Origin of the sequence: Candidatus Roseilinea sp. NK_OTU-006, assembly GCF_012931985.1 — a bacterium.
GTDB lineage: Bacteria > Chloroflexota > Anaerolineae > J036 > Brachytrichaceae > JAAFGM01.
In genome coordinates, this window is the sequence record NZ_JAAFGM010000004.1 from 14,184 (window position 1) to 38,745 (window position 24,562).

The 24,562-nt window shown below is 63.5% G+C and carries 20 protein-coding genes; 13 read left to right on the forward strand and 7 right to left on the reverse strand.

Annotated elements, in window-relative coordinates; all coding sequences use genetic code 11:
• Positions 1-53 precede the first annotated feature (53 nt).
• The 5 genes from GXH28_RS03630 (at position 54) to GXH28_RS03645 (ending at position 5,994) form a co-directional block, all read left to right on the forward strand.
• Entirely contained in the window at positions 54-1,499 is a 1,446-nt protein-coding gene (locus tag GXH28_RS03630; protein ID WP_169237660.1) for a S8 family peptidase, read from the forward strand.
• A 25-nt stretch (positions 1,500-1,524) separates the two neighbouring features.
• Positions 1,525-4,398 (forward strand): DNA polymerase I, encoded by a 2,874-nt coding sequence (polA, locus tag GXH28_RS03635; protein WP_169237661.1) that lies wholly within the window; start codon positions 1,525-1,527, stop codon positions 4,396-4,398.
• Positions 4,395-5,345 (forward strand): peptidylprolyl isomerase, encoded by a 951-nt coding sequence (locus GXH28_RS03640; RefSeq protein WP_169237662.1) that lies wholly within the window; start codon positions 4,395-4,397, stop codon positions 5,343-5,345. Before polA ends, GXH28_RS03640 begins: the two co-directional genes overlap by 4 nt.
• Before the next feature lie 80 nt (positions 5,346-5,425).
• Positions 5,426-5,551: a hypothetical protein gene (locus GXH28_RS16610; RefSeq protein WP_255464512.1), complete on the forward strand. Its 126-nt coding sequence runs from the start codon at positions 5,426-5,428 to the stop codon at positions 5,549-5,551.
• A gap of 77 nt (positions 5,552-5,628) precedes the next feature.
• Entirely contained in the window at positions 5,629-5,994 is a 366-nt protein-coding gene (locus GXH28_RS03645) for a Uma2 family endonuclease (protein WP_320447905.1), read from the forward strand.
• A gap of 154 nt (positions 5,995-6,148) precedes the next feature.
• On the opposite strand, the gene GXH28_RS03650 is transcribed toward GXH28_RS03645, so the two are convergent.
• The 3 genes from GXH28_RS03650 to GXH28_RS03660 all read right to left on the reverse strand — a co-directional run bounded on the left by GXH28_RS03650 (position 6,149) and on the right by GXH28_RS03660 (position 8,202).
• Positions 6,149-6,415, reverse strand: a complete 267-nt coding sequence (locus tag GXH28_RS03650) for a hypothetical protein (RefSeq protein WP_169237645.1) — start codon at positions 6,413-6,415, stop codon at positions 6,149-6,151.
• A complete protein-coding gene (locus GXH28_RS03655; protein WP_169237664.1) occupies positions 6,375-6,983 on the reverse strand; it encodes a CDP-alcohol phosphatidyltransferase family protein in 609 nt (202 codons plus the stop codon). The genes GXH28_RS03650 and GXH28_RS03655 overlap by 41 nt, the downstream gene beginning before the upstream one ends.
• A 103-nt stretch (positions 6,984-7,086) precedes the next feature.
• Entirely contained in the window at positions 7,087-8,202 is a 1,116-nt protein-coding gene (locus GXH28_RS03660) for an inositol-3-phosphate synthase (protein WP_169237665.1), read from the reverse strand.
• A 120-nt stretch (positions 8,203-8,322) separates the two neighbouring features.
• Here GXH28_RS03660 and GXH28_RS03665 point away from each other — a divergent pair, with 120 nt between their 5' ends.
• Positions 8,323-9,345: a 30S ribosomal protein S1 gene (locus GXH28_RS03665; RefSeq protein WP_169237666.1), complete on the forward strand. Its 1,023-nt coding sequence runs from the start codon at positions 8,323-8,325 to the stop codon at positions 9,343-9,345.
• Between the two features lie 76 nt (positions 9,346-9,421).
• Positions 9,422-12,322, forward strand: a complete 2,901-nt coding sequence (locus GXH28_RS03670) for a DNA translocase FtsK (RefSeq protein WP_169237667.1) — start codon at positions 9,422-9,424, stop codon at positions 12,320-12,322.
• A 61-nt stretch (positions 12,323-12,383) separates the two neighbouring features.
• Here the strand turns inward: GXH28_RS03670 and GXH28_RS03675 are convergent, their stop codons facing one another.
• The gene (locus GXH28_RS03675) at positions 12,384-13,766 is read right to left on the reverse strand and encodes a DUF2142 domain-containing protein (RefSeq protein WP_169237668.1); all 1,383 of its coding nucleotides are present in this window, start codon (positions 13,764-13,766) and stop codon (positions 12,384-12,386) included.
• A gap of 54 nt (positions 13,767-13,820) precedes the next feature.
• On the opposite strand from GXH28_RS03675, the gene GXH28_RS03680 reads away from it, so the two are divergent.
• The gene (locus tag GXH28_RS03680; protein ID WP_169237669.1) at positions 13,821-14,510 is read left to right on the forward strand and encodes a class I SAM-dependent methyltransferase; all 690 of its coding nucleotides are present in this window, start codon (positions 13,821-13,823) and stop codon (positions 14,508-14,510) included.
• Here GXH28_RS03680 and GXH28_RS03685 read toward each other — a convergent pair.
• Positions 14,474-16,300, reverse strand: coding sequence for a thioredoxin domain-containing protein (locus tag GXH28_RS03685; protein ID WP_169237670.1), 1,827 nt, complete (start codon positions 16,298-16,300; stop codon positions 14,474-14,476). The two genes, GXH28_RS03680 and GXH28_RS03685, sit on opposite strands and share 37 nt — an antisense overlap.
• A gap of 182 nt (positions 16,301-16,482) precedes the next feature.
• Between GXH28_RS03685 and GXH28_RS03690 the strand changes: the two genes are divergently transcribed.
• Entirely contained in the window at positions 16,483-18,264 is a 1,782-nt protein-coding gene (locus tag GXH28_RS03690; protein WP_169237671.1) for a VWA domain-containing protein, read from the forward strand.
• A 19-nt stretch (positions 18,265-18,283) separates the two neighbouring features.
• Complete coding sequence (locus tag GXH28_RS03695; RefSeq protein ID WP_169237672.1) at positions 18,284-19,963, forward strand: acyl-CoA mutase large subunit family protein; 1,680 nt, start codon at positions 18,284-18,286, stop codon at positions 19,961-19,963.
• 25 nt (positions 19,964-19,988) lie between these two features.
• Here the strand turns inward: GXH28_RS03695 and GXH28_RS03700 are convergent, their stop codons facing one another.
• Positions 19,989-21,149: a 6-phosphofructokinase gene (locus GXH28_RS03700; protein ID WP_169237673.1), complete on the reverse strand. Its 1,161-nt coding sequence runs from the start codon at positions 21,147-21,149 to the stop codon at positions 19,989-19,991.
• Positions 21,150-21,290: 141 nt separating this feature from the next.
• A complete protein-coding gene (locus GXH28_RS03705; protein ID WP_169237674.1) occupies positions 21,291-21,884 on the reverse strand; it encodes a GNAT family N-acetyltransferase in 594 nt (197 codons plus the stop codon).
• Positions 21,885-22,140: 256 nt separating this feature from the next.
• On the opposite strand from GXH28_RS03705, the gene GXH28_RS03710 reads away from it, so the two are divergent.
• The 3 genes from GXH28_RS03710 to GXH28_RS03720 are packed head-to-tail and all read left to right on the forward strand — an operon-like array spanning position 22,141 to position 24,562.
• Positions 22,141-22,497: an NADH-quinone oxidoreductase subunit A gene (locus tag GXH28_RS03710; protein WP_169237675.1), complete on the forward strand. Its 357-nt coding sequence runs from the start codon at positions 22,141-22,143 to the stop codon at positions 22,495-22,497.
• 60 nt (positions 22,498-22,557) lie between these two features.
• On the forward strand, positions 22,558-23,811 hold the full coding sequence (gene nuoH, locus GXH28_RS03715) for an NADH-quinone oxidoreductase subunit NuoH (RefSeq protein ID WP_169237676.1): 1,254 nt from the start codon (positions 22,558-22,560) through the stop codon (positions 23,809-23,811).
• A 31-nt stretch (positions 23,812-23,842) separates the two neighbouring features.
• Positions 23,843-24,562, forward strand: a complete 720-nt coding sequence (locus GXH28_RS03720) for an NADH-quinone oxidoreductase subunit J family protein (protein ID WP_169237677.1) — start codon at positions 23,843-23,845, stop codon at positions 24,560-24,562.

Sequence of the window (24,562 nt, forward strand, 5' to 3'; positions counted from 1 at the left end):
CCGGGTTTAACCTGCGGATCGGCTACAGGCTACAATGGCAAGCAACGCCACATATGCCAGCCCCGGAGACACCGCCACAACGACGAGGACGCTTCGCAGCCCTTTTGGGGTTGCTGGCTGCTGCTGCGCTGATCCTATCCGGGCTTTCATCCTCGACAGCCCAGGGCGACGCCAAAGATCACTCGGCGCTGCTGCGCGCGCAAGCCGTACAGCGCGGCCGGCTGCGCGTCATCGCCACGCTGAACGTCAATTACCGGCCCGAGCGCCAACTCGCCGGCGCAGAGGCAACCGCCGCACAACGCGCGGCTATCCGTGCGGCGACGGCGCGCGTGCTATCGCGCCTGGCTGGCGGAAACTACACCGTGAATGCGACGTTCGAGGCTTATCCGTTCCTCGGCGTAACGGTGGATCCTGTCGCGTTGGAGACCCTGCTGTCTTCCCCGGACGTGCTGGCCGTCGCGGAGAGCACGCTCAAGCGCCCCACAGATGCGCTATCGAATCAGGTCATCAGCGCCAACGCTGCGCACAACCTGGGCTACACGGGTAGCGGTTACGTCGTCGCCGTCCTGGATACCGGCGTCCAGACATCGCACCCGTTCTTGGCCGGCAAGACCGTCGCCGAGGCCTGCTTCTCACGCACAGACATCTTGTGGGGGTCAACAACGCTGTGCCCGAACGGGCAATCCACCGGCATATCCGGCACACCCGGCCAAACCGGGCCTGGCGCAGGCACAAACTGCAGCGGGGTTCCCGGCTGCGACCACGGCACGCATGTCGCCGGCATCGCCGTTGGCAAGGATTACAGCGGCGGCCCAGGTTACAACGGCGTCGCGCCGGATGCCGGTCTCATTGCTATCCAGGTCTTCTCAAAGTTCACCACAGCCACAGCCTGCGGCGGGGCCGCTCCCTGTTTGGGGGCCTTTGACGAGGACATCCTGGCCGCGCTTCAGTATGTGCAAACCACGCTGGCGCCCAGCCACACAATTGCAGCAGTGAACATGAGCCTGGGCGACAGCTCATACAACGCCACACCGTGCGACTCCAGCCCCTATTTCACCGCCGTGGCCAACCTGCGCACAATCAACATCGCGACGGTGATCGCCGCCGGCAACAACGGCTACTCGAACGGCCTGAGCAGGCCGGCATGCGTCTCGAACTCGATCAGCGTTGGCGCGACGACGAACAGCGATACCATCCCCAACTTCTCCAACCGCGCGAGCTATATGAGCCTGTTCGCGCCGGGCGTATTCATTCAATCCGCATCGCCGGTAAACAGCTACGTCACCAAGAGCGGCACATCTATGGCCGCGCCGCACGTGGCCGGCGCGTGGGCCGCGATGCGCCAGCGCTACCCGACAGAAGACGTCGGACAGATCCTGACGCGGTTGCAAACGACAGGCAAACCGATTCCGTTCGGGCCGAACACCCAGTCGCGCATCCAACTGGACGCGGCGATGACGTTTGTGACAAGGTTTATGCCCATTGTGGCCAAGGAGTAGGCGCGGGCCAACTTACAATAGCGCTATGGCACATGCCAACGGCAGAAAGCCGAGGCTGCTCCTGCTTGACGGCCATTCGCTTGCGTATCGCGCGTTCTTCGTGGTCTATCCGCCCAACCGGCCCGACACCGGCTTGGCCCAGCTCTCGATCACCAACGAACGCGGCGAGAAGGAATTCACCGGCGTGGTCTACACCTTCGCCAACATGCTGCTGCGGGTGTGGAACGAGCAACAGCCGGACTACATCGCTGCGGCATTCGACGTCGGCGCGACTTTCCGCGACGCCATCTACCCCGAATATAAGAGCACCCGCCAAAAGTCGCCCGAGACGCTGGAGGAGCAAGTCACGCGCATTCAACATTTGCTGAAGACGTTCGACATCCCTATCTTCACCGCCGAGGGGTTCGAGGCCGATGACGTGCTCGGCACACTCGCCCGGCGCGCTGCCGGCGAGGGCATGGAGGTGATGATCGTCACCGGCGACCGCGACGCGCTGCAACTGGTCTCGCCGGCGGTGAAAGTGCTCACCTCCCGTCAGCGCTTCGAGGACACCATCCTCTATGACGAAGCGCTGGTCGAATCCACCTACGGCGTGCGACCGGACCAGTTGATTGACTACAAGGCGCTGGTGGGCGACGCCTCGGACAACATCCCCGGCGTGCGCGGCATCGGCGAGAAGACGGCTCAGGCGCTCCTACAACAATACGGCACGCTCGACGGCATCTACGCGCACCTGGACGCGATCGCGCCCAAGCGCGTGCGGGGAGCGTTGGAAGCCGGCCGCGACGCCGCCTATCTGAGCCGCCAACTGGCGGCCATTCGCACCGACCTGCCGCTCGATGTGAACTGGGACGCCTGCGCCGCGCAATTCGATTACCAGCGCGTGCTCAGCCTGTTCCGCGAGCTACGCTTCGAGAGCCTGATCAAGCGCATCCCACAGGCGCCAGCCGCTGCGGAGGTTGCAGACGCCGGCGATGACGCTGCGCCCGCGCAACTGAGCATGTTCGACGCGAGCGCCGAACAGCCGCCGACGCACTTCGTGCCGCGCACGCCCACGCGCGCGCGCCTGGTGGACAGCGACGGCGCATACAAAGCGTTGCTCGCCGCGCTCAACGACGCCCGGCGCATCGCCTTCGACACCGAAACCACCGACGCCGATCCGCTGCGCGGCGAGCTGATCGGCCTATCATTCTGCGTGAGAGAGGGCGAAGGCTGGTATCTGCCCTGCGTAGCCCATACGGCATCGGTGGATGGCGACAAGGCGCCCCCCTGGCATCTCGATCCGACTTCGCCCAAGTTCGAGCCGGTCGTCCTTGCGCTGCAGCGCCGCGAGGTCGAACTCATCGCCCACAACGCCAAATTCGACCTGGAGGTGCTGCGCGGAGTGGGAGTGACGCTTGACAAGCCGGTCTTCGACACGATGATCGCCCAGTTCCTATGCGATCCCGGCGGGCGTGCGCTGGGGTTGAAGCAAATGGCCTTCAACTATTTCGGCTGGCAGATGACGGAGATCGGCGAGTTGATCGGGCGCGGCAAGAGGCAAATCACCATGCGCGAAGTGCCGATCGAGCACGTGGCGGCCTACGCCGCTGCCGACGCCGACGCGACCTATCGCCTGCGCGACGTGCTCGAGCCGATGCTGCGCGAGCGCAATCAGGAGCGGTTGTTCTATGAGGTCGAGGGGCCGCTGATCCCGGTGCTGGTGGACATGGAGATGGCCGGCGTCGCGCTCGACGTGAAATACCTCGGCGAGCTTTCTGGCGAGATCACCGAGCGCCTGCGCGACCTGGAGAAGCGCATCTACAACGTCGCCGGTATAGTGTTCAACATCAACTCCACCAAACAGCTCAGCGACGTGTTGTTCGGCAAGCTCGGCCTGCCCACCCAGGGCCTGCGCAAGACCGAAGCCGGCGGCTTCTCCACCGCCGCCGACGTGCTGGACGGCCTGCGCGATCAGCACGAGATCGTCCCGCTCATCCTGGAGCACCGCGAGCTGAGCAAGCTGCAAGGCACGTATGTCAACGCGCTGCCGAAGTTGATCAACCCGAAGACCGGGCGACTGCACACCGACTTCAACCAAACCGGCGCGGTGACCGGCCGGCTATCCTCGTCGAATCCCAACCTGCAAAACATCCCGGCCAAGACGGAGATGGGCCGGCGCGTGCGCAAGGCGTTCATCCCGCGCAAGGGCTGGCGGCTGATCAGCGCCGACTATTCGCAGGTCGAGCTGCGCATCCTCGCCCATCTGGCCGACGACCCGACACTGAAGGAGGCGTTCGCCAACAACGAAGACATCCACGCCACGACGGCCGCCGCGATCTACGACGTGCCGCTGCGCGACGTGACGCCGATGCAGCGCAGCAACGCCAAACGCATCAACTTCGGCATCGCCTACGGCATGGGCGCCTTCGCCCTGGCCGCCAACACCGGCATGACCCAGGCCGAAGCGCAGGAGTTCATCAACCGCTACTTCGCGCGCTTCCCGCGCGTGCGCGATTGGCTGGAAGCGACCAAGCGCCACGCCGCCGAGCGGGGCTATGTCGAGACGGTGCTGGGCCGGCGGCGCTACTTCCCGGAGTTGACCTCGCGCACCTCCCCGGAGCCGGTGCGCCGGCGGGCCGAACGTGAAGCGATCAACCATCCAGTGCAAGGCTCGGCGGCAGACATCATGAAGATCGCCATGATCAACGTACATCGCAAGCTGCGCGAGGGCGGCTACCAGGCGCGCATGACGCTGCAGGTGCACGACGAGCTGGTGTTCGACTGCCCCCCCAACGAGCTTGCCCCACTATGCGCTCTGATCAAACGCGAGATGGAGTCGGCCTATCGGCTGAGCGTGCCGTTGCGCGCCGACATCGCTGCGGGCAAGAACTGGGACGAAGTGGAAGCGGTGTCATGAGCAAACAGATCGTCCTCGCGGCGTTAGCGACGCTGCTCACGGCGTGCGCCGGCGACCCGGTCAATGGACAACTGGTGATCACCCCGGTGATCTTCGGCGTCACGGTGGCCCCGCAAGCGACCGCCTCGCCGACGCCCCAACCTACGCCGACGCCCACGCCCAATCCACTCGCAGCGCGCGTGAACGGCCAGCCCATCACGCTGGCTGAATACCAAGCCGAGCTGGCGCGCTATATGGCAGCGCTGCCCGACACGCCTGCCCCCCAGGGCGAACACGGCCAACGGTCGGCGCTGCAGTTCAAAGATGCCGCCCTCGAGGCGCTCATTGAATATACGCTGATCGAACAAGAGGCCGCGCGCATCGGCATCCAGGTGAGCGATCAGCAGGTGGCCGATGAATTGGCCATCGCTAAAGCGCGCGCCGGCGGGGAAGCGAAATTTCAAGCCTGGTTAGCCACCATCCGCCAGACCGAAGCCGACATCCGCACACTCCTGCGCCGCGAGTTATTAGTCAACGCCGTGCGCGATCACGTGCTGGCGACGATGCCCCGCACGGCGGAGTATGTCCACGCCTACCACATCGTCGTGGCGACCGAGCGTGAGGCGCGCCAGGTGCTGACGCGGCTGCAAAACGGCGCCAAGTTCACCGCCCTGGCGCAGTCGCTTTCGCTGGACGAGAGCACGCGCGCGGACGGCGGCGACTTGGGATGGTTCGCGCGCCACACCGGGGCTGTGTTGTGGCCGGAGGTGGAAGACGCCGCATTCAACCTGCAGCCGGGCGAGACCAGCGACATCGTCAAAAGCCCGATCGGCTATCACATCATCCGAGTGACCGAGCGCGAGGTGCGCAGCTTGACCGAAGCCGACACCGTCCATCTGCAGACCGTCGCGCTGGCGGAGTGGATGGCCGGCCTGAAGGCACGCGCACAGATCGAGCGATTCGTATGAATCGGTTCGCGGAGAGACCGAAATATGCGCATCGCTGCCCGCGGCAGCGTTTGTCTATAGTTTGTCTACAACGGGTCTGCATGAAAGCGGTCGAGTCGGTTGCGCCACCCACTACAACTTGCTCGGACGGCATCGTCCGGCGGCGGCGCATGTCATTCGACGAGTTCCTAGCTTGGAACCCCGAAGGGGGATTGACCGAACGGTGAGGCGGCTCCATACATGCCAGCGACAAGCACGCACCAGCGCGTCATCCGATTTCCTCGTCCAGCTTATCGGCTAGTTGGTGCAGATTCATCAGCTCGGCAAGCTCTTCACTGGGCCTCACGCCATGCGCCTCCCAGGTGGCAACGCGCGCGAACCCGATGCATTCTTCGTGTCCAACGCACGGCTGGCAAACGCCGGAGAGGCGTTCCTGGACGGCCCCGCCGACCTGGTGATCGAAGTGGTCTCGGACGACAGCGTGAGCCGCGACCGTGTGGAGAAGTTCGACGAATACGAAGCGGCCGGCATCCCCGAGTACTGGGTAATTGACCCACGCCCCCACCGCAAACGCGCCGATATCCTTGCGCGCAATGCCGAGGGCGCTATCAGCAAGCGCCGGCCATGGACGGTGTCTATCGTTCCGCAACGCTGCCTGGCTTCTGGCTGAAAGCAGATTGGCCGTGGGAAGAGACCCGGACGCGCCGGCGGCGCTGGCGGCAATCGTCGGTGCCGAGGGGCTGATTGAGGCGATCTAGGCAAAGCGCGTCCCGGCGTGAAGGCCAGGGTTGCTGGCGCCTTATCCTTCACCGAGCGTTGCTGGATCAACTGTGCCCCACGATCGCGTGCGGCGCGTAAGGTGCTTCCATGTAGGCGATTTCCTCGGCGGTCAGTTGGATCGTCAGTGAGCGGGCAGTCGAACTCGCACCGTCGCAACTGCCGCGCAACATGCCAGCCAAGAACGCACAGGGGGTCAAGCCGGGGAAGCGCAGGGGGAAGGGGTGAGCTTCGTGCGTTGCGTCTTTCGTCTCACGTTTTCTGCGCTGCGTCTCACGTTTTACGTTGTACGTCTTGCGTTTCGCGATAGACATGGACGATGCGCTCGAGGGTGGTGTAGGCCGTCAAGATCGCCAGTGCCCAAACTAGGATGACGAGCGACACGGGAAAGACCGGCGACAGCAACAATCCGGCGACCAGGAGCAGGAAGCGCCCGAACCGGCTGAACAAGCCGACCCGACACTCCAGGCCCAGCCCCTCGGCGCGGGCGCGCGCGTAGCTCACCATGAACGAGCCGACCAGCGCCGCAAACGTGACGACCACGGAGAGCGCATCACCGCGTGCGGCGAAGTAATAGCCCAAGCCGGCCAGCAGCGCGCCTTCGGCCAACCGGTCGAGCGTCGCATCGAAGAACGCGCCGAACTTGGTCTGCTTGCCCAGCTTGCGCGCCACCGCGCCGTCCACGGCGTCGAACGGCATGCCGAGGGTAGCCATCACCACCCCGCCCCAGAACGGCTGGCCGATAGCGATGAGCGCGCCGGCCACGACGTTGATGACGAAACCGGCGAATGTGAGCGCATTAGGCGAAACACCCGCGCGCGCCAGCGCACCCACCAGCGGGTCGAGCAGCGGGCTGAGATGCTTGCGCGCCCAGGCTTCCATGTCAGGGGTCAGGGGTGTCAGGGGTCAGGGGTCAGGTGTCAGGGGTCAGGGATCGGCGCGGCGTGCTCATCCTGACCCCTGGTCCCCGATCCCCGGCCCCCGGCTACTCACCTCGAATGAATGCCTCGACCTTGTCGCGCGCCTCATCATCGGTGTATTGCTCCGGTGGCGACTTCATGAAGTAGGACGAGGGCCCCAGCAGCGCGCCACCGATGCCGCGGTCGAGCGCGATCTTGGCGCAGCGCACGGCGTCAATCACCACGCCGGCGCTGTTCGGGCTATCCCACACCTCGAGCTTGAGTTCGACGTTCAGCGGCACGTCGCCGAAGGTCGTGCCCTCCATGCGGATGTAAGCCCACTTGCGGTCGGTGAGCCACGGCACATAGTCGCTCGGGCCGACGTGGATGTTCTCCTCGGGAATCTCGTAGGGGATCTGCGAGGTGACCGCATTGGTTTTGCTGATTTTTTTGCTTTCCAACCGTTCACGCTCGAGCATGTTCATGAAGTCGGTGTTGCCGCCGAAGTTGAGCTGGTAGGTGCGATCAATGCGGACGCCTCGCTCGACGAACAAACGCGCCAGCATGCGATGGGTGATCGTCGCGCCAACCTGGCTCTTGATGTCATCGCCGATGATGGGCAAGTTGCGCTCGCGGAAGCGACGCTGCCAGTACGGTTCGCGCGCGATGAAGACGGGAATGCAGTTCACGAAGGCGCAGCCCGCCTGGAGCACCTGCTCCACATACCATTTGGTCGCCTCTTCGCTGCCGACCGGCAGGTAGTTGACGACCACATCGGTTTGCGTGTCCTTCAGGATTTTGACCACGTCGCTGGTCTCGCCGGGCGCTTTCTTGATCACCTGCGACAGATACTTGCCCAGACCATCGTGCGTCATGCCGCGGTGCACGCAGCAGCCGGTGTAGGGCACATCGCAGAACTTGTAGGTGTTGTTGGGCGCTGTGAAGATGGCTTCGCTCAGATCCTTGCCGACCTTGTTCACGTCTATATCGAATGCAGCGGTGAATTCGATATCGCCCACGTGATAGTCGCCCAGTTGCACATGCATCAAACCGGGCACTTTATCTTCAGGCTTGGCGTTGCGGTAGTAGTGCACGCCTTGCACCAGCGAACTGGCGCAATTACCCACACCGATGATCGCGACGCGCACTTTGCGGTTGGCCGCAGCGCGCAGCTCACTCAGTTTGTTCGACTTCTTCGCCATTTCTCAAAGGTCCTCTTCCGTAAGCTGCATACCGGATTGGTGCCTGACGCATCAGCTCGTCTTACAGTCTATTTCCTTAAAAACAGGCCGGCTGATTATAATCATCTAGCCGAGAAATCTATGCCATACCGTCCAGAGGATTTAGAACTCGACGAAGGGTACTGGCGCGCATTGCTGGAAGAAGTAGAAAAACTGCCTATCCCACCGACGCAATCGCCATCGCATCAGCCCACGTTGCAAGCGTCGGCACATTCCACCCCGGCCGAAGAAACGCCGCGCCCAGCCGGCGTCGCTTCCGAGAGCACACCGGCCTGGGCCGCGCTACAGGAAGCCATGGCTCAGAGCACGCTGCTGAGCGTAGAAGTGATCGGCTACAACCGCGGCGGCTTGATCGTCCATTATCAGGGGATGCGCGGGTTCGTGCCCTGCTCTCACCTGAAGGCCATCTCGCCCGACATGGATGAGCCGACCCGTCGCGCAGCGCTGGCCGACCATATCGGCCGTCACCTGAACGTGCGCGTGATCGAACTCGATCCCAAACTCAACCGAGTGGTCTTTTCCACGCGCGCGCGCCCCACAGACGCCGAATCGGCGCCGCCGGAGATTCCACCTCTCCTGCGCCAGATCCGCCCCGGCGAAACGCGGCGTGGCGTGGTGACCAACTTAACCCATTTCGGCGCATTCGTGGACCTGGGCGGCTACGAAGGACTGGTGCACGTCAGCGAACTCTCGTGGAGCCGTGTGAACCATCCGCGCGACCTGCTGCGTATCGGCCAGGAGGTGAACGTTTACGTGATCAGCGTATCGCCGGAAGAAGGGCGAATCGCGCTCAGCCTAAAACGGGCACAGGCGAACCCCTGGGAGACGATCGAGCAGCGCTACCATGTGGGCCAAATCGTTCACGGCACGGTGACGAACGTGGTGACATTCGGCGCCTTCGTCAAAGTCGAGAACGACCTCGAAGGACTGGTTCACATCAGCGAGATGGCCGAGGGCAACTTCATGCACCCGCGTAACATCGTGAACGAGGGCGATCGCGTAGTCGCCCGCGTGATCGCTGTGGATAGCCAGCATCGGCGTCTGGCGCTGAGCATGCGCGGCGTGTTTGCCGACCGCCAGGCTGAGGGCGAAAACGGCAAGTGAGACGCCGGCACGATACTCGCACTCTTATAATCCCCCTAGACCGCACACCAGGCGCAGCCGCTGTGCAACACCCATCATGACGGAGCGGGGTTCTTCGATTCTGGCAACCTTAGACGCGGCATTCGCCCGCATCGTCGCACGCAGCCGCTTGTGGCGCGCGCTGGCCGGCGCGACGCTCGTCCCCCTGGGGGCAACCACGCTCCTGACACTACTCGGCTTGAACACCGGCGGCCTGATCGCGCGCTGGGCGCTCCTCCTGCAACGCGCATTCGGCGCCGGCGTCTTTCCGCTGTGCCTGCTCATGATCGGCGCGGGACTGGTGGCGTTCTCGAACGCATCCCTGCGTTCAACTCGACGCACCTGGGTGCGCGTCATCGCCGGCGAGATCGCGTTCCTCTCCTTTCTGGCGCTCATGCACGCGCTGGCGCTCGGCGCCGATTCTTACCAGCTCGCGCTCGCCGGCGGGGGAGGCGGCGCGACCGGCTGGGTGCTGGCCGAATTGCTATGGCGCGCGCTCGGCATACAGGCTGGTGACGGCCTGACACCGCTGCGCCTGCTCTCCGTCTTGATCTGGTTCGCGCTGTTCACGTTCAGCGCCTTCATCGCCGCTGCGCCATGGCTGCAAACGACCCGGCGCGTCCACGCACAGCCGGCAGCAAACACCGTTGCATCATCAGCGATCACCAAGCGTAGCCTGCGCCCTGAGCCACGCACCGAAGAGACATCATCGGCGAGACCGATTCGCGGCGAGCAACCGCCCTTGCCTGAGCCGACAGCGAGTAGGGTAGAAGGACGGCAAAGCACGAAACCCTCGCCTGCCTCAACGTCCGTCAAGTCAGATGCGGTGATCATCAAAGACGGTGAACGCGACGCCGGCATCGTGACGAAGTCGAAGGCTGCCAAGCCTAAACCGTCTGCGCCGCGCCCGGACATGCTGCCGCCGCTCTCCCTGCTGCGAGCGAGCAAGCAAACTGGCGCAGCCCGCAGCGATGCCGATGCGCGGCGGCAAGCCGACATCATCGAGACGACCCTGGCCCAGTTCGGTTTGTCGGGCAAGGTGGTGGAGATCCGGCGCGGCCCAACCGTCACGCAGTTTGGCATCGAGCCGGGCTACGTGGATCGCGGCGCACAGAACCGCGACAAAGCGGCACAGAAGATACGCGCCGCGGTCGCCGATGCGCTCCACGACGCAATCGTCGTCGAGCCGAACGTGGATCGCACCGCTGCAATCCTCGAAGTGCCGGCGGCGCTGGTGGACGCGCGCGAAGCCGGTTTCAAGGCGCTGCTCAAATCGCTGTTGAGCGCTCTCGACCTGAGCACCCACTACACCGAAGGTGAGCGACGTTCCGGCCTAGCCTATTTTGAAATCGGCGCCGACACAGAACGCAAGCTCAAGATCAAAGCCGGCCAACTCAGCACACTGCGCCGCGAGCTGGCCGGCCGCCTCATGGAGCGCCTGTTCCACTTCGACAACTTCGAGGAGTCCGACCAACTGACCGAACGATTGACGCTTGCCTTCCCCGCTGGTGTGGGCGAGGCCCTCAGCCTGGGAGATGTGCTGCAGGATGCCATTGCCAGCCTGGGGTTGGCCGGCAGCGTCATCATCGGCAAGAAGGCATCCCAGGCGGTGATCGAGTGGCAAAAACAGGCGCAGAAAGTGCGCGTCGGGGCGATTGCCGCGTTGCAGAACGATATTGCGCTCGCGCTGGCCGCGCCGTCCATCCGGATTGAAGCGCCCATCCCCGGCCGCGGGCTGGTCGGCATCGAGGTGCCCAACAGCGTCATCGGCGAAGTGGACTTGCGCTCGATCATGGAAGGTGAAGCCTTTCGCAAGCTGGCCGAGAAGTCCCCATTGGCGATCGCGCTGGGCCGCGATGTCTCGGGCGCCGCGATCGTCGCCGACCTGGGGCGCATGCCCCACCTGTTGATCGCCGGCACCACCGGCAGCGGCAAGAGCGTGTGCATCAGCGCAATCACCCTATGCCTGGCGATGAACAACCGGCCGGAGGACTTGAAGCTGGTGATGATTGACCCGAAGATGGTCGAGTTGTCGCGCTTCACCGGCCTGCCGCATATCATCGGCAAGCCAGAGAGCGACATTGACCGCATCCCGGCGGTGCTGCGCTGGGTGACGCGCGAGATGGACGCGCGCTACAAGAAGTTCGCCGAAATCGGTTCGCGCAACTTGCAGGAGTACAACCAGGCGATGGCGCGCCGGCGCGAGGAGCCGCTGCCGCGCATCGTGGTGTTGATTGACGAGCTGGCCGACCTGATGCTGCAATCGCCGATCGAGACGGAGAAGACCATTTGCCGGCTAGCCCAAATGGCGCGTGCGACGGGGATCCACCTCGTCGTCGCCACACAACGCCCCAGCGTGGATGTGGTCACCGGCCTGATCAAAGCCAACTTCCCGGCGCGCATCTCATTCGCCGTCGCCTCGGCCACCGACTCGCGCGTGATCCTCGACCAGGTCGGCGCCGAATCGCTGCTCGGCCGCGGCGATATGCTCTTCCTCAACCCCGAGCACGGCAGCCCGATCCGCTTGCAAGGCTGCTTTGTGAGCGAACGCGAGATCGAAGCCGTGATCGGCTGGTGGAAGAAGCAGACTGCGCTTGAGCAGTCGGAAATCGAAAGTCGGGAGTCGGACGGAGCATACGTCGCGCACCAGAAGCCAGAACTGGAGACGCCGTGGGAGACGGTGGTCGCCGAGATCGCTGCCGAGCGCTTTCAGCAAATGGGCAGCGCCAAGGGCGGCCGGGGCGGCGAGGATGAAGACGGCGACGACGACCTGTTGCAGCGCGCCATGGAGATCATCCGCGCCAGCGGCAACGTGAGCACGTCGCTGCTTCAGCGCAAGTTGCGCATTGGCTACCCACGCGCAGCGCGCCTGATGGAAGAACTTCAAGAGATGGGCTACGTCAGCGCCCCTAGCCGACAAGCCGGCAAAGGCCGCGACGTCACTTTGCAGGACAAGTAAAAAGCCGCTGCGGGCCTCCCAGGCTAGCCTGAGCCGCGCAGTCTTCGGCCATGCCGCCCCCTCATGCGCCCATCCCCGGCAAGATCACGCGGAACAGCAGATAAGCGTCGAACGCCGCCAGGCCGATGAGCAACGCCAGCCACAACCACCGGCCAATTGCCTCGCGGCGCGAGAACAGGAAACTCCACCCCAGCGCCAAGGCCGTCGCGATCGGGATGAGCGCCGGATACAGGTAGCGCCCCTGATGCTGCACGAATTGCAGGTTGTACCAAGCATAGGCAAGCACCGTAAACAACGCTCCACCTGCCAGTAGCGTGAGCGCATGTGCCTGCTGCGTCGTGAGCAAAAGATAGGGCGAGTAAAGCGCGCTGTCAGCGCGCGCGTGCATCTGGCGGCTCAGCCGCCTGCGCGCTGCTCGCCCATGCGCCCACCAAGTGAGGAAGAGCACCGCAGAAATCAACGTAAAAACGAGCAGCGCAAGATAGATGCGCCGGTCGAGTGGGATGCTCATCCAACCAAACTGCCCCCAGAACGACTGGAACGTCGTCTGCCATAGGCGCCACAGCACGCCCCCCAGGCCATATGCAGCCAGCCATTCGGCGGTGGTGGGCTGGCCGACGACGACTGCGTTGTGCCGTTGCAGGCCGAGAAAGTCGGCGCCGCCATAGAGGCGCACGCTGCGCACCCACCACGGCAGGCCGATGAGCGCGCTGAGGCCGAGCACGACGAGCACAACGCGCAGCAGGGAGGGGAACGCGTTATCGGGGGCGTCGGCGCGTCGGGCGGCCAGGAAGCCGCCGAGCAGGGCGACGGGCAACGCCAGATACGCCTGCGCCTTGGTAATGAAGCACAGGCCAACGACGACGGCGAGGATGGCCAGCCGCCCTGCGGCGAAGGCGTCGCGTTTCATGATCATGCGAACGCTCAGCAACACCGCCAGGGCCAGCAGCGCTTCGGAGAGCGCATCGTTGTTATAGCTGCTCATGATCGCCAGATGCTGCGGCAGCAACGCGATGAAGGTCGCTGCGAAAGCGGCCAAGTAGCGATGCGCCGGGAAAATGGTCGCAACGGTGAAATAGGCAAAGGCGACCACGAACGCACCGATCAGCAAAGCGAACAGGCGCAACGCGACCAGACTGCCATCGGTGATGGCGAACACCGGCACGGAGAGACAGTAGAACAACGGCGGCTGGTGATCCTCATAGGTCATGCGCTCCACCGGCACATCGCGCACATCGGGGCCGATGGGCACGAGGCCGGCGACCCAGTCCTCCGGCTCGATAATGGGGAGGGTACCAGAACGGACGATCTGGCGCGTATAGTTGTAGTGCGCAGGTTCATCGGGATTCTGCCAGACCGGAGTGCGCAGGGCAAACAGGCTGCCGAGCACCAGGTAGGCGGCGACGATGACGATAAGCGGCCAATGGCAGCGACAGGCATTCATTGCGCGGTATTCTAATGACAGCATCATGGACGCCGAGTTGCCCATCAAACGCCGATGACCCAACGCGAAACATCGGCGATGAGCCGCCTGATCCGCTTCGCCTTCGATCAGCTCTACACCCACCTCGCCTGGGGATATGACCGGGTGGCGGACGCCGTCTCGTTCGGCGAATGGAAGGCATGGGGACGCGCCGCGATTCCCTTCCTGACGCGCGAGGGCCGCCTGCTGGAAATCGCCCACGGGCCGGGCCACCTATATCTGACGCTGCGACAGCAGGGATTCGAGGTCATCGGGCTGGATCTCTCGCCACAGATGGCGCGACGGCTGCGCCAGCGCGTCCTCCAGACCACCGGCCGTCCGGCTGCGCAGGTGCGTGCCTCGGCGCTGCGCCTGCCGTTCGCCAGCGGGTCGTTCGCCTGCGTCGTCAGCACCTTCCCGGCGGCGTTCATCTTTGCGCCCGAAACGCTGCGCGAAGTGCGCCGCGTGCTCCGCCCGGGCGGGCGGTTCGTGGTCGTGCCGACGGCGCGTCTAACGGGGCAAGATGCCCTCACTGCGTTGGTCAAGTTGGCCTACCGCGTGACCGGCCAGGGCCAATCGTCGGCGGACCGTGCTCGACAGCGCTTCGAGTCCGCCGGCTACACCTTCGCGCAGCACGTGGTGCAGACTGCGCGAGCAGAAGTCGTTGTGTGGGTGTGCGCTGCGCCGCATCACACAGACGCAGCGCGCAATTCATCCGGCGCGTAGATCGGCGCGCTGCACGCCGTCCCACGACAGAGGAATGCAACCGGCAACCGGGCTGCGGGATAGCCGCGCTGAGCGATAACAGCCGAGTCGCGTTCGGGGTCGAGCACCCGCACGATGCGCCAGGGCGAGTAGGTCGCGTGCGCCGCACGAACGAACGGCAACGTTTCATCGCTGCGCCCGACGATCGCGAACTCATCGGGAGGTTGGGCCGCGCGCATGACGGCCAACGCGTAGGGGGCTGCATGCTCGCGGTAGCGCTTGTATTCGTCGCCAAATGCCGCAAGCGCCGCCAGCGCTGCCTGTCGTCCATCCGCCTCATCGGCCAGAGCACTCATCATCACAAGCGCCTCGGCGAACGTGCAATTGTCGAAGATGGGCTGGATGCGCACACGCAACATCCCTTGCGCGTTCGGATTGGCCGGCGCGTCGTAGAAGTTGCCCTCCGGCGCGCGCAGCTCGCGCATGGCAAAGGCCACGATGCGGCGCACGACGGCGAGGGCGTCGGCGGTCCGCTCCGGCCGGTGCTGCGCCAGGTCCAGGCCGGCCTTCGCCAGCGCCGCCTGATCGCCGAGTTGGCCGCGCAGGCTGGCATGCACCATGGCGCCATTTTTCGAGATGAGCGAATGCACCACACTGCCATCGTCGTTCACACAGCGATTCACCAGCGTGCGCCAGATGCGCGCGGCGAGATCGGCATATGCCGGCTCGTCGAGCACGACGTCGGCCTGCAACAGCGCGGAGAGCATCAGCGCGTTCCAGTCGGCATACAGTCGCCAGTCAATGAACGGCGCCGGAAGTTGGGCGCGCTCCTCGCGCGAGAGCAGGTAATACGTCTCGTCGGCGTCCTGGCTGCCGGCGAAGTAAGTCAGGTCGGCTTCGTCGTGGAGCAGCGTCGAGGTCAAATAGTCGAGCGACGCCCGGACGATTTTGGTCAACGTCGCCGCGTCGTCTTCGCGCCCCGCCGCGCGGCACAACTGAATGGCGTGCAAATAGACCGGCGTCAGGCGGGCGTGGTCTTCGAGCATCTTCTCAAAGTGCGGCACGCTCCAATCGGGCGTGGTGGAATAGCGGAACCAACCGCCAGCAACCCGGTCGTACATGCCGCGCGTGCCCATGGCCACCAACGTCTTCACCACCATGTCGAGCAAACGCTTCTCGCGCGTCTGGGCATAGATGGCCAGCAATAGTTCCCAGGCATCGCTCATGGGGAATTTTTGGCCGTTGCCCAGCCCGCCGTGCTTGGGGTCGAAGTTGCGGATAATGGCGTGGGCCACGTCTTCGACGATTGCGGATGGACGCTGGCTGATTGACGATTGCAGCTCAGCCAGCGTTGACGTTGTGATTCGAGTGTTGCGCTCCGCATCCTCCGTCCTGCCCTTGAGCTGCTTCAGAATTTCTTCGCGCTCATTGCGCCACACTTCGAGGACGCGCGGAAGCAACTGGCGCATCTGCGCCGGCGCCAGGTAGGTCGCGCCGTAAATCACATCGCCATCGGGCGTGAGGAAGCAGGTCGTCGGCCAGCCGCCCATGTTGTAACGCGCGTTGATGTCAGGACGCTGATCGTTATCCACGCGGATGGGGATAAAATGCGCGTTGATGAAGTCGGCGATCTGTGGATTGTTGTACACGCCGGTGTGCACCGGATCGCCCGGCACACCCCGATCCATCACATGGCACCAATGGCACCACACCGCGCTGATGCCAAGCAGCACCGGCTTATCCTGCGCCTTCGCCTCGGCAAAGGCTTCATCGCTCCACTCGCGCCATAGAACCCGGGATTCGCTCGCCATAGGTGAATTATCCACGCCTTGCGCCGGTCGGACGAACTGATCCGGACGGCTCGCGCGTTCGCGTCGAGCAACGCATACACGACATCAATAAAATCCGGGCCCATACCCCCTAGGGATTTGCGGTTAAACTTCAGGGGTGACCGAAGCGCATCACCCGGAGGCCAGGAAGCGCTCAACTCGACATGAAAAGCAATCGGATTTTATTCAGCCTGATCGTCGGGACGGCGATCATCATCGTCGTCGCCGTCCTGCTGGGCCGGGCTGTCAGCAACTTCATCGCCGGCGCATCGCCGGCGGTGAGCAAGCCGGACAACGCGATCGAGGTGTCGTTCATCTACGCGCCGGAGTTCGATAAGAATCTGAACATCAGCGCGATCATCGCCGACTTCAACCGCACCTACGCACAGGGGCGCAACCCCCTCACCGGCCAATCGCTCCAGCCCGGCGAGCGGCCGATCTGGATCGAAGGCCGCAGCGGTTCATCCGGCACGGTGCACGAGGGCGTGATCAATGCGTTCATCGCGCCGAACAACGCCAACGTCGAGCGGCCGGTGCTATGGTCGCCTTCGGTGCGGCACTGGCTGGCGCTGGTGAACTACCAGACCGGCCAGCGCGTGTTCGACGTCGAGGGCGCGCCGGCGACGGCGATCGCGCCGGTGGTGATGGCGATCTGGGAATCGCGGCTGAAAGCGCTGCAGGCCAAGCACGGCGCGGCGATCGGTTGGGAGGAACTGCTCGCCGTGTTCGACAACCCGCAGGGCTGGAACGCCTACGGCCTGGGCGGGCGGCCGGCGGTGTATTACGGCCACACCGACCCACGCGTGTCGTCCACGGCGCTCTCCACGCTGATGGCCGAGTTCTACGCCAGCGCGCGCTACAACGCCGGCAAGACCGATGCCTCCTCGCGGCTGACGCTGGAGCACGTCAACGATCCGCGCGTGCAGGAGGGCGTGCGCCGCATCGAGAACCTCATCAAACACTATTCGGCGCGCACCACCGAGTTCATCGAATACATCGCGCAGGGGCCGGACTACGTGGACTTCGTCGCGCTGGAAGAGAACGATTTAATCTTCATCAACCAGGGCAAGACGCAAATCAAGCCGCCGGAGAAGTTGGTGGCGCTTTATCCGAAGGAAGGCACCTTCGTGCATGACCACCCCTTTGCCATTCCCAACGCCCCCTGGGTCACGGATGAGCAGCGCCGCGCCGCCGAGGTCTTCACCCAGTACTTCCTGAGCCAAGCAGTGCAACAGAAGGTGCTGGAAGCCGGCTTCCGGCCGGCCAACGAGGCAGTGCCCCTAGCCTACCCCATCAGCCCGGAGAACGGCGTAGATCCGAACCAGCCCAAGGCGCTGCTGCCGGTGCCCGATCCGGTGGTCATCGCGGCGGTGCAGCAGTCGTGGCAACTGGTGAAGAAGCAGGCCGACGTGATGCTGCTGATTGACACGTCCGGTTCGATGCGCGACGAGGACAAGATCGGCCAGGCGATCGAAGCTGCGAAAGTATTCCTGGAAGACCAGGCCGGCAAGAACAACGTCGGGCTGATGCGCTTCAGCAGCGATGTCGAGGTGCTTGTGCCGCTCGGCGCACTGGAGAGCAATCGCGATACCATCCTGGCGGCGCTCGACCGGATCGAGGCGCGCGGCAACACATCGCTTTACGACGCAGTGGTCGCCGCCGTTCAAAAGCTTCAAGCCACATCCGACCCTGAGCGCATCCAGGCGATTGTGCTGCTCTCCGACGGACAGGACACATCCTCACAGGCCAACTTGAACCAGGCCGTGCGCGTGATACAGGAAGCCCGCAACAGCCGCGCGCCGATCCTGGTGATTCCGGTGGCCTACGGGCGCGACGCCGACATCAACGCGCTGAACGCGATCGGCCGCGCCAGCGACACCAAAGTGCAAAGCGGCGATCCGGAGAACATCAAGAAACTGCTGGACGTGATCGGCAGTTACTTCTAACCGATACACTTCACGCGCCATGACGGAGATCGCTTACGCCCAACGCACCCGTGCCGACTGGGAGCGCGAGACGCTCCATCCCTCGTTGAAACGCGCGCCCGAGCGCAAAGCGCGCTTCGAGACGCCTGCCGGCATCCCGCTCGATGTCGTTCATGGCGACCCGCTGACCGGCGCCGGCCATCACGGCGAGTTCCCCGGCGAATATCCGTTTACGCGGGGCATCCATCCCACCATGTATCGCTCGCGCCACTGGACGATGCGGCAATATGCCGGCTTCTCTACGGCGAAGGAAAGCAACGCGCGCTATCGCTATTTGCTCGCGCAGGGACAGACCGGCCTTTCGGTGGCCTTCGACCTGCCGACGCAACTGTGCATGGACGCCGACGATCCGCTGGCCGCCGGCGAAGTCGGCAAGGTCGGCGTGAGCATCAGCACGCTGGGCGATATGCGCGAGCTATTCGACGGCATCCCGCTCGACCAGGTGAGCACCAGCATGACCATCAACGCGCCGGCTGCTGTGTTGCTGGCGCTCTATATCGCGGTAGCGAAAGAGCAAACCGGCGGCTCGCCCGAGATCGTGCGCAAGCTGCGCGGCACCACGCAAAATGACATCCTGAAAGAATATGCCGCGCGCGGCTTGTATGTCTTTCCCCCGCGACATTCCATGCGGCTGGTGACGGACATCTTCGCGTTTTGCAAAGATCACCTGCCCCACTGGAACACGATCAGCATCAGCGGCTACCACATCCGCGAAGCCGGGAGCACCGCCGTGCAAGAGGTGGCGTTCACGCTGGCCAACGCCATCGCCTATACCCAAGCGGCCATCGAAGCCGGCCTGAACGTGGACGAGTTCGCCGGCCAACTGGCCTTCTTCTTCAACGCGCACAGCGACTTCCTCGAAGAGATTGCCAAGTTCCGCGCCGCGCGCCGGCTGTGGGCCAAGATCATGCGCGAGCGATTCGGCGCCCAAGACCCGCGCAGTTGCATGCTGCGCTTCCACACTCAAACCGCCGGCAGCACGCTCACGGCGCAGCAACCCCTCAACAACATCGTTCGCGTCACCCTTCAGGCGCTGGCGGCGGTGCTCGGCGGCACGCAGAGTTTGCACACCAACGGCTGGGACGAAGCGTTGCAGCTTCCCACGGCCGAGGCAGCGCGCACGGCGCTGCGCACGCAGCAGATCATCGCCCATGAGAGCGGCGTGACCGACACCGTGGACCCGCTCGGCGGCTCATACGTCATCGAGTACCTGACCGACGAGATCGAGCGACGCGCCGCCGACCTCATCGCGAAGATTGACGCCATGGGCGGCGCGGTCAAAGCGATCGAGAGCGGCTGGATGCAGGCGCAGATCGCTGAGTCGGCCTATCGCTACCAGCGCGACGTGGAGCGCAAAGAGCGCCTCATCGTCGGCGTCAATGCGTTCGAGGATGAGGCTCAGGAGCCGGCCGCCGGAGAGCGGTTCAGAGTGGACCCAGCCATCGAGGCCGAGCAACGCCGGCGGCTGGCCGAATGGCGCCGCCACCGCGACAACGAACGCGTCGGTGCGCTGATCACCCAACTGGAACAGACGGCGCGCAGCAGCGAGAACATCCTCCCATGCCTGATCGCGTGCGTTGAAAGCGGCGTCACCGTCGGCGAGATCGGCAAAGCGCTGCGCCGCGTCTTTGGCGAGTATCACCCGCCGACGGTTATTTGAGAGATTGAAGATTGAGAGATTAGGGTCAATACAAGAACATCGGCTTATTCTCGACGTTGCGCACGCGCGGCCGATAGTGTTCGGCGTCGTACAGTTCGGCGACATCAAGCGGGCGCGGCCCCCCCCCTACTTCGGTCAGCGGGACGCTGGTGTACTTGCCGCCCTGTAGCGCAACCATCCGGCCGTAGCGCCCTTGCAAGAGCAAATCGGCCGCCAACGCGCCGAAGTTGCTGGACACCATCACATCCAACGCGTCCGGCGCCCCGGAGCGCATCAGATACGCCACGTTCTGATACATCGTGTGCTCGCCGGTGAGGCGCTTGATCTGCTCGCTGATGTAATCGCCGATGCCGCCCAGCTTGCGGTGCCCGTAGGCGTCGGCCTCGCCGCGTTCGATCATCGCGCCATCCTTCGGCCGCGCGCCCTCCGAAACGACCAGCATCGCATAGTTGCTCGGATTGGTGCGCTTGTCGCACAACAAATAGTCGCACAGCTTCTCGATGTCGAACGGCACCTCGGCGATCAAGCAGCGATCCACGTTGCCCAGATAGGAGGACACAAGCGCAGTCTCGCCGCTATAACGCCCGAACAGCTCGATCACAGCGATGCGCTCGTGGCTGCCGGTGCAGGTGCGCATATTGTGGATGAAGTCGAGGGCGCGGGTGACCGCCGTGCTGAAACCGATGCAGTAATCGGTGCCGCGCACGTCGTTATCCATCGTCTTGGGGATGGCCACGATCGGGAAGCCCTCGTTGTGCAACCGCAGCGAATAGCTGAGCGTGTCGTCGCCGCCGATGGTGATGAGCGCCTCTATGCCCAAGAACCGCAACACACTCAACACGTGCTGAGTGAAGTCGTAGCGGTCGGCCAGGCCGCTGGCAAACACCGTAGTGTGTTTGAGGAACTCCGGCACGTCTTTAGCTTTCACGTTGGCCGGGTTGGTGCGGCTGGTGTGCAGAAAGGTGCCGCCGGTGCGATCCACCGTGCGCACGGCGTTGCGGTCGAGCCGCATGGTGAACTGCTGTGCGCTCGTCTCGTCGTCCATGTTGAAGTGCAGCAGGCCATACCAGCCGCGCCGGATGCCAATCATCTCGTGGCCGGCGTCGAGCAATCGGATCGTCGCCGCTTTGATAGCCGAGTTCAAACCCGGCACATCGCCGCCGCCCGTCAAAATTCCAATTCGCATAATATCCCTCCTGATGTTTTGAGAATGCGTTTCTCTTGGGTTTCAACTCTCCATTTCTCTAAAACGGTTCAGCAAGCTGAGCAAGTCTTACAAAAGCGCATGGACATGTGGGCCTTCCTCTGGAATCAACACTATGCAGACTCAGGCGCTCAGCATTTGTTCGAGACGCGCTTTGACGAGCGGCCACTCGTCATCAATCACGCTATAAATCACCGACGAACGCGGGTAGCCATCCGGCATGATCATGTGCTTGCGCAATACGCCTTCGCGCACAGCGCCCAAGCGTTCAATCGCGCGCTGGCTGCGTTCGTTGCGCAGATCAGTCTTGAGTTGCACGCGAATGCACCCCAGCACCTCGAAAGCATGCTTCAGCAGCAGGTATTTACACTCTGTGTTCATCGCAGTGCGACGGTACGCCTTGCCATACCAGGTGCCGCCGATCTCCAGGCTGCGGTTCGGCCGGTCAATCGTCATGTAGCGCGTCATGCCGGCTGCCGCGTCCGTCGCACAATCAAACACCGCAAAGCACAAATCGGTTCCGCGCGCCTGGCGCTCGAGCAAATCCTCGATCAACGCGTGCAGCTTAGCCGGCGAGTTCATCTCACCGTAGGGCATATAGCGCCAGATCTCAGGCTCGGCAGCCTGCGGCCATAGTGCCTCAGCGTGTTCTATGCGCAGCGGCTCCAGCCTCACCCACCGTCCGGACAGGGTGACAGGCCGGACCTCCATCGCCATGCCGCAGAATTATAGTTAATTTGACACCAAGCGGCGAGGTCAGATGGAGCCGCCGGCGTATACTTCATGCCCGACCTAGGCAAGTGGTGACCATGAGAAGCTTGAAAAGGCCGAACAAACCTTGACGCTATAAAGCGCTTGCGGCTATAATGCTCACGCTTTGTGAAGTTTGGCACTTGTCCGGATCTCCGTTAGCCACAGTGCCGCGAAAGACGATCGTTCGTAGCGGCGCTGTGGCTAAATCGTGCATAAGCCTATGAGAACAGACTTTGCGTTCGTCGGTGTGATGTTGGTTACGGCTGCGTTGCTCATGGGAGTGACGCTCATCGCCGCTTCACTATTACGCCCCAAGAAGCCCAGCAAAGCAAAGCTCGAGACGTATGAGTGCGGCATGCAGACGGTCGGCGATACCTGGGTGCAGTTCCGCGTGCAGTACTACGTCATCGCCCTGGTGTTTGTGCTGTTCGACATCGAGGCGATCCTGCTCTTCCCGATCGCTGTGGCGTTTAACTCACTGACGTTCTTCGCCGTCGCCAACGTCATCCTTTTCATCGTCGTGCTGCTGATCGCACTGCTATATGCCTGGCGCAAAGGCGCGCTGGATTGGGAATAGGAAGAGGAGCACATATCGTGGGGCAGCCCAACCGGCTGCCGGCTGCCGAGACCTGATTCTATGGACTTGATCAACGATCTGCTCAAGATTATTGGCGACTTCATCGCAGGAATCATCAACAGCATCTTCGGATTCAGCCCCTTCCTCGCCGACCTCGTCACCATGGGGCTGGCGGCGGTCATGTTGTGCACCTTCGCCGCATTGTCGTTCATGGGGCTGACGTACGTTGAGCGCAAGGTTGTCGCGCGCATCCAAGACCGAGTCGGCCCTAATCAGGCTGGGCCATTTGGGCTGCTCCAGCCCATCGCCGACGGCATCAAGATGTTCACCAAGGAAGACACCACGCCGGCGACTGCGGATCGCTGGGTGTATAACCTCGCGCCGCTGGTCATCGCGGTGTTCGCCCTGACGACCTACGCGGTGCTGCCGTTCGCGCCGGGCGTGGTGGGCACCAATCTGAACGTGGGCGTGTTCTACATCATCGCCATGGGCTCGGGCAGCATTGTGGCCATCATCATGGCGGGTTGGGGCAGCAACAACAAGTATGCCTTGCTGGGCGCCTTCCGCACAGTGGCGCAACTGGTCGGTTACGAGGTGCCGATGCTGTTGAACGTGCTGCCGGTGGTGATGATCACCGGCTCGCTCAGCCTCGTAGACATCATCAACCAACAAACGACGCTGAACGGCAACCCCGGCATCCCCTTCATCGTGTTCTTCCCGTTCAGTGCGCTGGTCTTCCTGATCAGCGGCATCGCCGAGACCGGGCGCTCGCCGTTCGACCTATTGGAGGCGGAGTCGGAGATCGTCGCCGGCTTCCACGTCGAATATAGCGGCATGAAATTTGCGCTGTTCTTCCTCGGCGAATACGTCAACGCGCTGGCCGTGGCGTTTGTGTTCTCGACGCTGTTCCTGGGCGGTTACGCTGGCCCGGTGCTGCCACCCTACATCTGGTTGATGCTCAAAGCCGCCGTCGTCTTCTTCATCTTCATGTGGCTGCGCGGCACGCTGCCGCGCGTCCGCGTGGACCAGATGCACAACTTGAACTGGAAGTTCTTCGTGCCGGTTTCGATCGTGCATCTGGTCGTGGTCATGGCGTTGATGAAACTCTTCGTGACCAGCCCGGCGCTGGCACAGGCCAACGGCGGCGTCCTTGTCACGCCGGGCGCGCAAGCGGCGATTCTGTTCGTGGCAAGCCTGCTCATCCTCATTGGCTCGCTGGCGGTTGTGGCGCGGCGCGCGCGCATCCTGCGCCTGCAGGAAGCGGCCGTGCTCGAGCAACGCCGAGCGGAGAACATCGCCGCAGTGAGCGCCTAGGCCCGGTTGACCCATGACGAATTCGGAAATCATGACGATCCATCAAGCGCTTTTCATCGTGATGGCCCTGGCCGTCCTCGGGTCGGCCATCTTCGTTGTCACCACCAGCAACCTCTTTCGTGCGGCGCTGATGCTGATCCTCACATTTTTCGGCATCGCGGGGTTGTTCGTGTTGCTGGACATCGGCCTGTTCGCCGTGGCGCAGGTGCTGATCTACATCGGCGCCATCTCCATTTTGATCATCTTCGCCGTGATGCTCACACGCGGCATGCAGGGCATGGTGCCGCGCAACTCACAGGCGGTCGCCGCGGCTGTGACTGCGGGGATCATCTTCGCAGTGCTGCTGCTGCTGTTCGGCCCATTCCGTGTGACGGTTGATGTTGCGCGCTGGCCGGTCTTCTCGCTGTTTGCCGGCAACGCTTCTCCCCGCGACGTTGGCGGCATCGCGTGGACGCCCCCCAATCAGCCAATCCCGGCCATGCCGGAGACTTACATCGCCGATTTTGGCCGCTCACTGGTGGACGGGAACCAGTATCTACTGCCTTTCTTGCTGATCGCCTTCTTGGTCGATGTGGTGCTGGCTGGCGCGATCTTCATCGCGCGCCAACGCCGACCGGCCGAGATCATTGAGGATCGCCGTCGCCAGGCCGAAGAAGCTGCCGAGGAAGCCGAAGCAATGCGGCAGGCTGGTATGACGCCGGATGTTGCGCCGCTGCCGGAAGGCGCAGTGGCTTCAACCGCCGAACACTGA

What these genes read in the sequence shown, in the direction of transcription:
- GXH28_RS03690 (WP_169237671.1), top strand. Translation starts at nt 16,483, where the DNA reads ATGAAAAGCAATCGGATTTTATTCAGCCTGATCGTCGGGACGGCGATC.
- GXH28_RS03650 (WP_169237645.1), bottom strand. Translation starts at nt 6,415, where the DNA reads ATGTCTATCGCGAAACGCAAGACGTACAACGTAAAACGTGAGACGCAG.
- GXH28_RS03680 (WP_169237669.1), top strand. Translation starts at nt 13,821, where the DNA reads ATGACCCAACGCGAAACATCGGCGATGAGCCGCCTGATCCGCTTCGCC.
- GXH28_RS03720 (WP_169237677.1), top strand. Translation starts at nt 23,843, where the DNA reads ATGACGATCCATCAAGCGCTTTTCATCGTGATGGCCCTGGCCGTCCTC.
- GXH28_RS03675 (WP_169237668.1), bottom strand. Translation starts at nt 13,766, where the DNA reads ATGAATGCCTGTCGCTGCCATTGGCCGCTTATCGTCATCGTCGCCGCC.
- GXH28_RS03670 (WP_169237667.1), top strand. Translation starts at nt 9,422, where the DNA reads ATGACGGAGCGGGGTTCTTCGATTCTGGCAACCTTAGACGCGGCATTC.
- GXH28_RS03710 (WP_169237675.1), top strand. Translation starts at nt 22,141, where the DNA reads ATGAGAACAGACTTTGCGTTCGTCGGTGTGATGTTGGTTACGGCTGCG.
- nuoH (WP_169237676.1), top strand. Translation starts at nt 22,558, where the DNA reads ATGGACTTGATCAACGATCTGCTCAAGATTATTGGCGACTTCATCGCA.
- GXH28_RS03655 (WP_169237664.1), bottom strand. Translation starts at nt 6,983, where the DNA reads ATGGAAGCCTGGGCGCGCAAGCATCTCAGCCCGCTGCTCGACCCGCTG.
- GXH28_RS03705 (WP_169237674.1), bottom strand. Translation starts at nt 21,884, where the DNA reads ATGGCGATGGAGGTCCGGCCTGTCACCCTGTCCGGACGGTGGGTGAGG.
- GXH28_RS03665 (WP_169237666.1), top strand. Translation starts at nt 8,323, where the DNA reads ATGCCATACCGTCCAGAGGATTTAGAACTCGACGAAGGGTACTGGCGC.
- GXH28_RS03630 (WP_169237660.1), top strand. Translation starts at nt 54, where the DNA reads ATGCCAGCCCCGGAGACACCGCCACAACGACGAGGACGCTTCGCAGCC.
- polA (WP_169237661.1), top strand. Translation starts at nt 1,525, where the DNA reads ATGGCACATGCCAACGGCAGAAAGCCGAGGCTGCTCCTGCTTGACGGC.
- GXH28_RS16610 (WP_255464512.1), top strand. Translation starts at nt 5,426, where the DNA reads ATGAAAGCGGTCGAGTCGGTTGCGCCACCCACTACAACTTGCTCGGAC.
- GXH28_RS03695 (WP_169237672.1), top strand. Translation starts at nt 18,284, where the DNA reads ATGACGGAGATCGCTTACGCCCAACGCACCCGTGCCGACTGGGAGCGC.
- GXH28_RS03685 (WP_169237670.1), bottom strand. Translation starts at nt 16,300, where the DNA reads ATGGCGAGCGAATCCCGGGTTCTATGGCGCGAGTGGAGCGATGAAGCC.
- GXH28_RS03660 (WP_169237665.1), bottom strand. Translation starts at nt 8,202, where the DNA reads ATGGCGAAGAAGTCGAACAAACTGAGTGAGCTGCGCGCTGCGGCCAAC.
- GXH28_RS03700 (WP_169237673.1), bottom strand. Translation starts at nt 21,149, where the DNA reads ATGCGAATTGGAATTTTGACGGGCGGCGGCGATGTGCCGGGTTTGAAC.
- GXH28_RS03640 (WP_169237662.1), top strand. Translation starts at nt 4,395, where the DNA reads ATGAGCAAACAGATCGTCCTCGCGGCGTTAGCGACGCTGCTCACGGCG.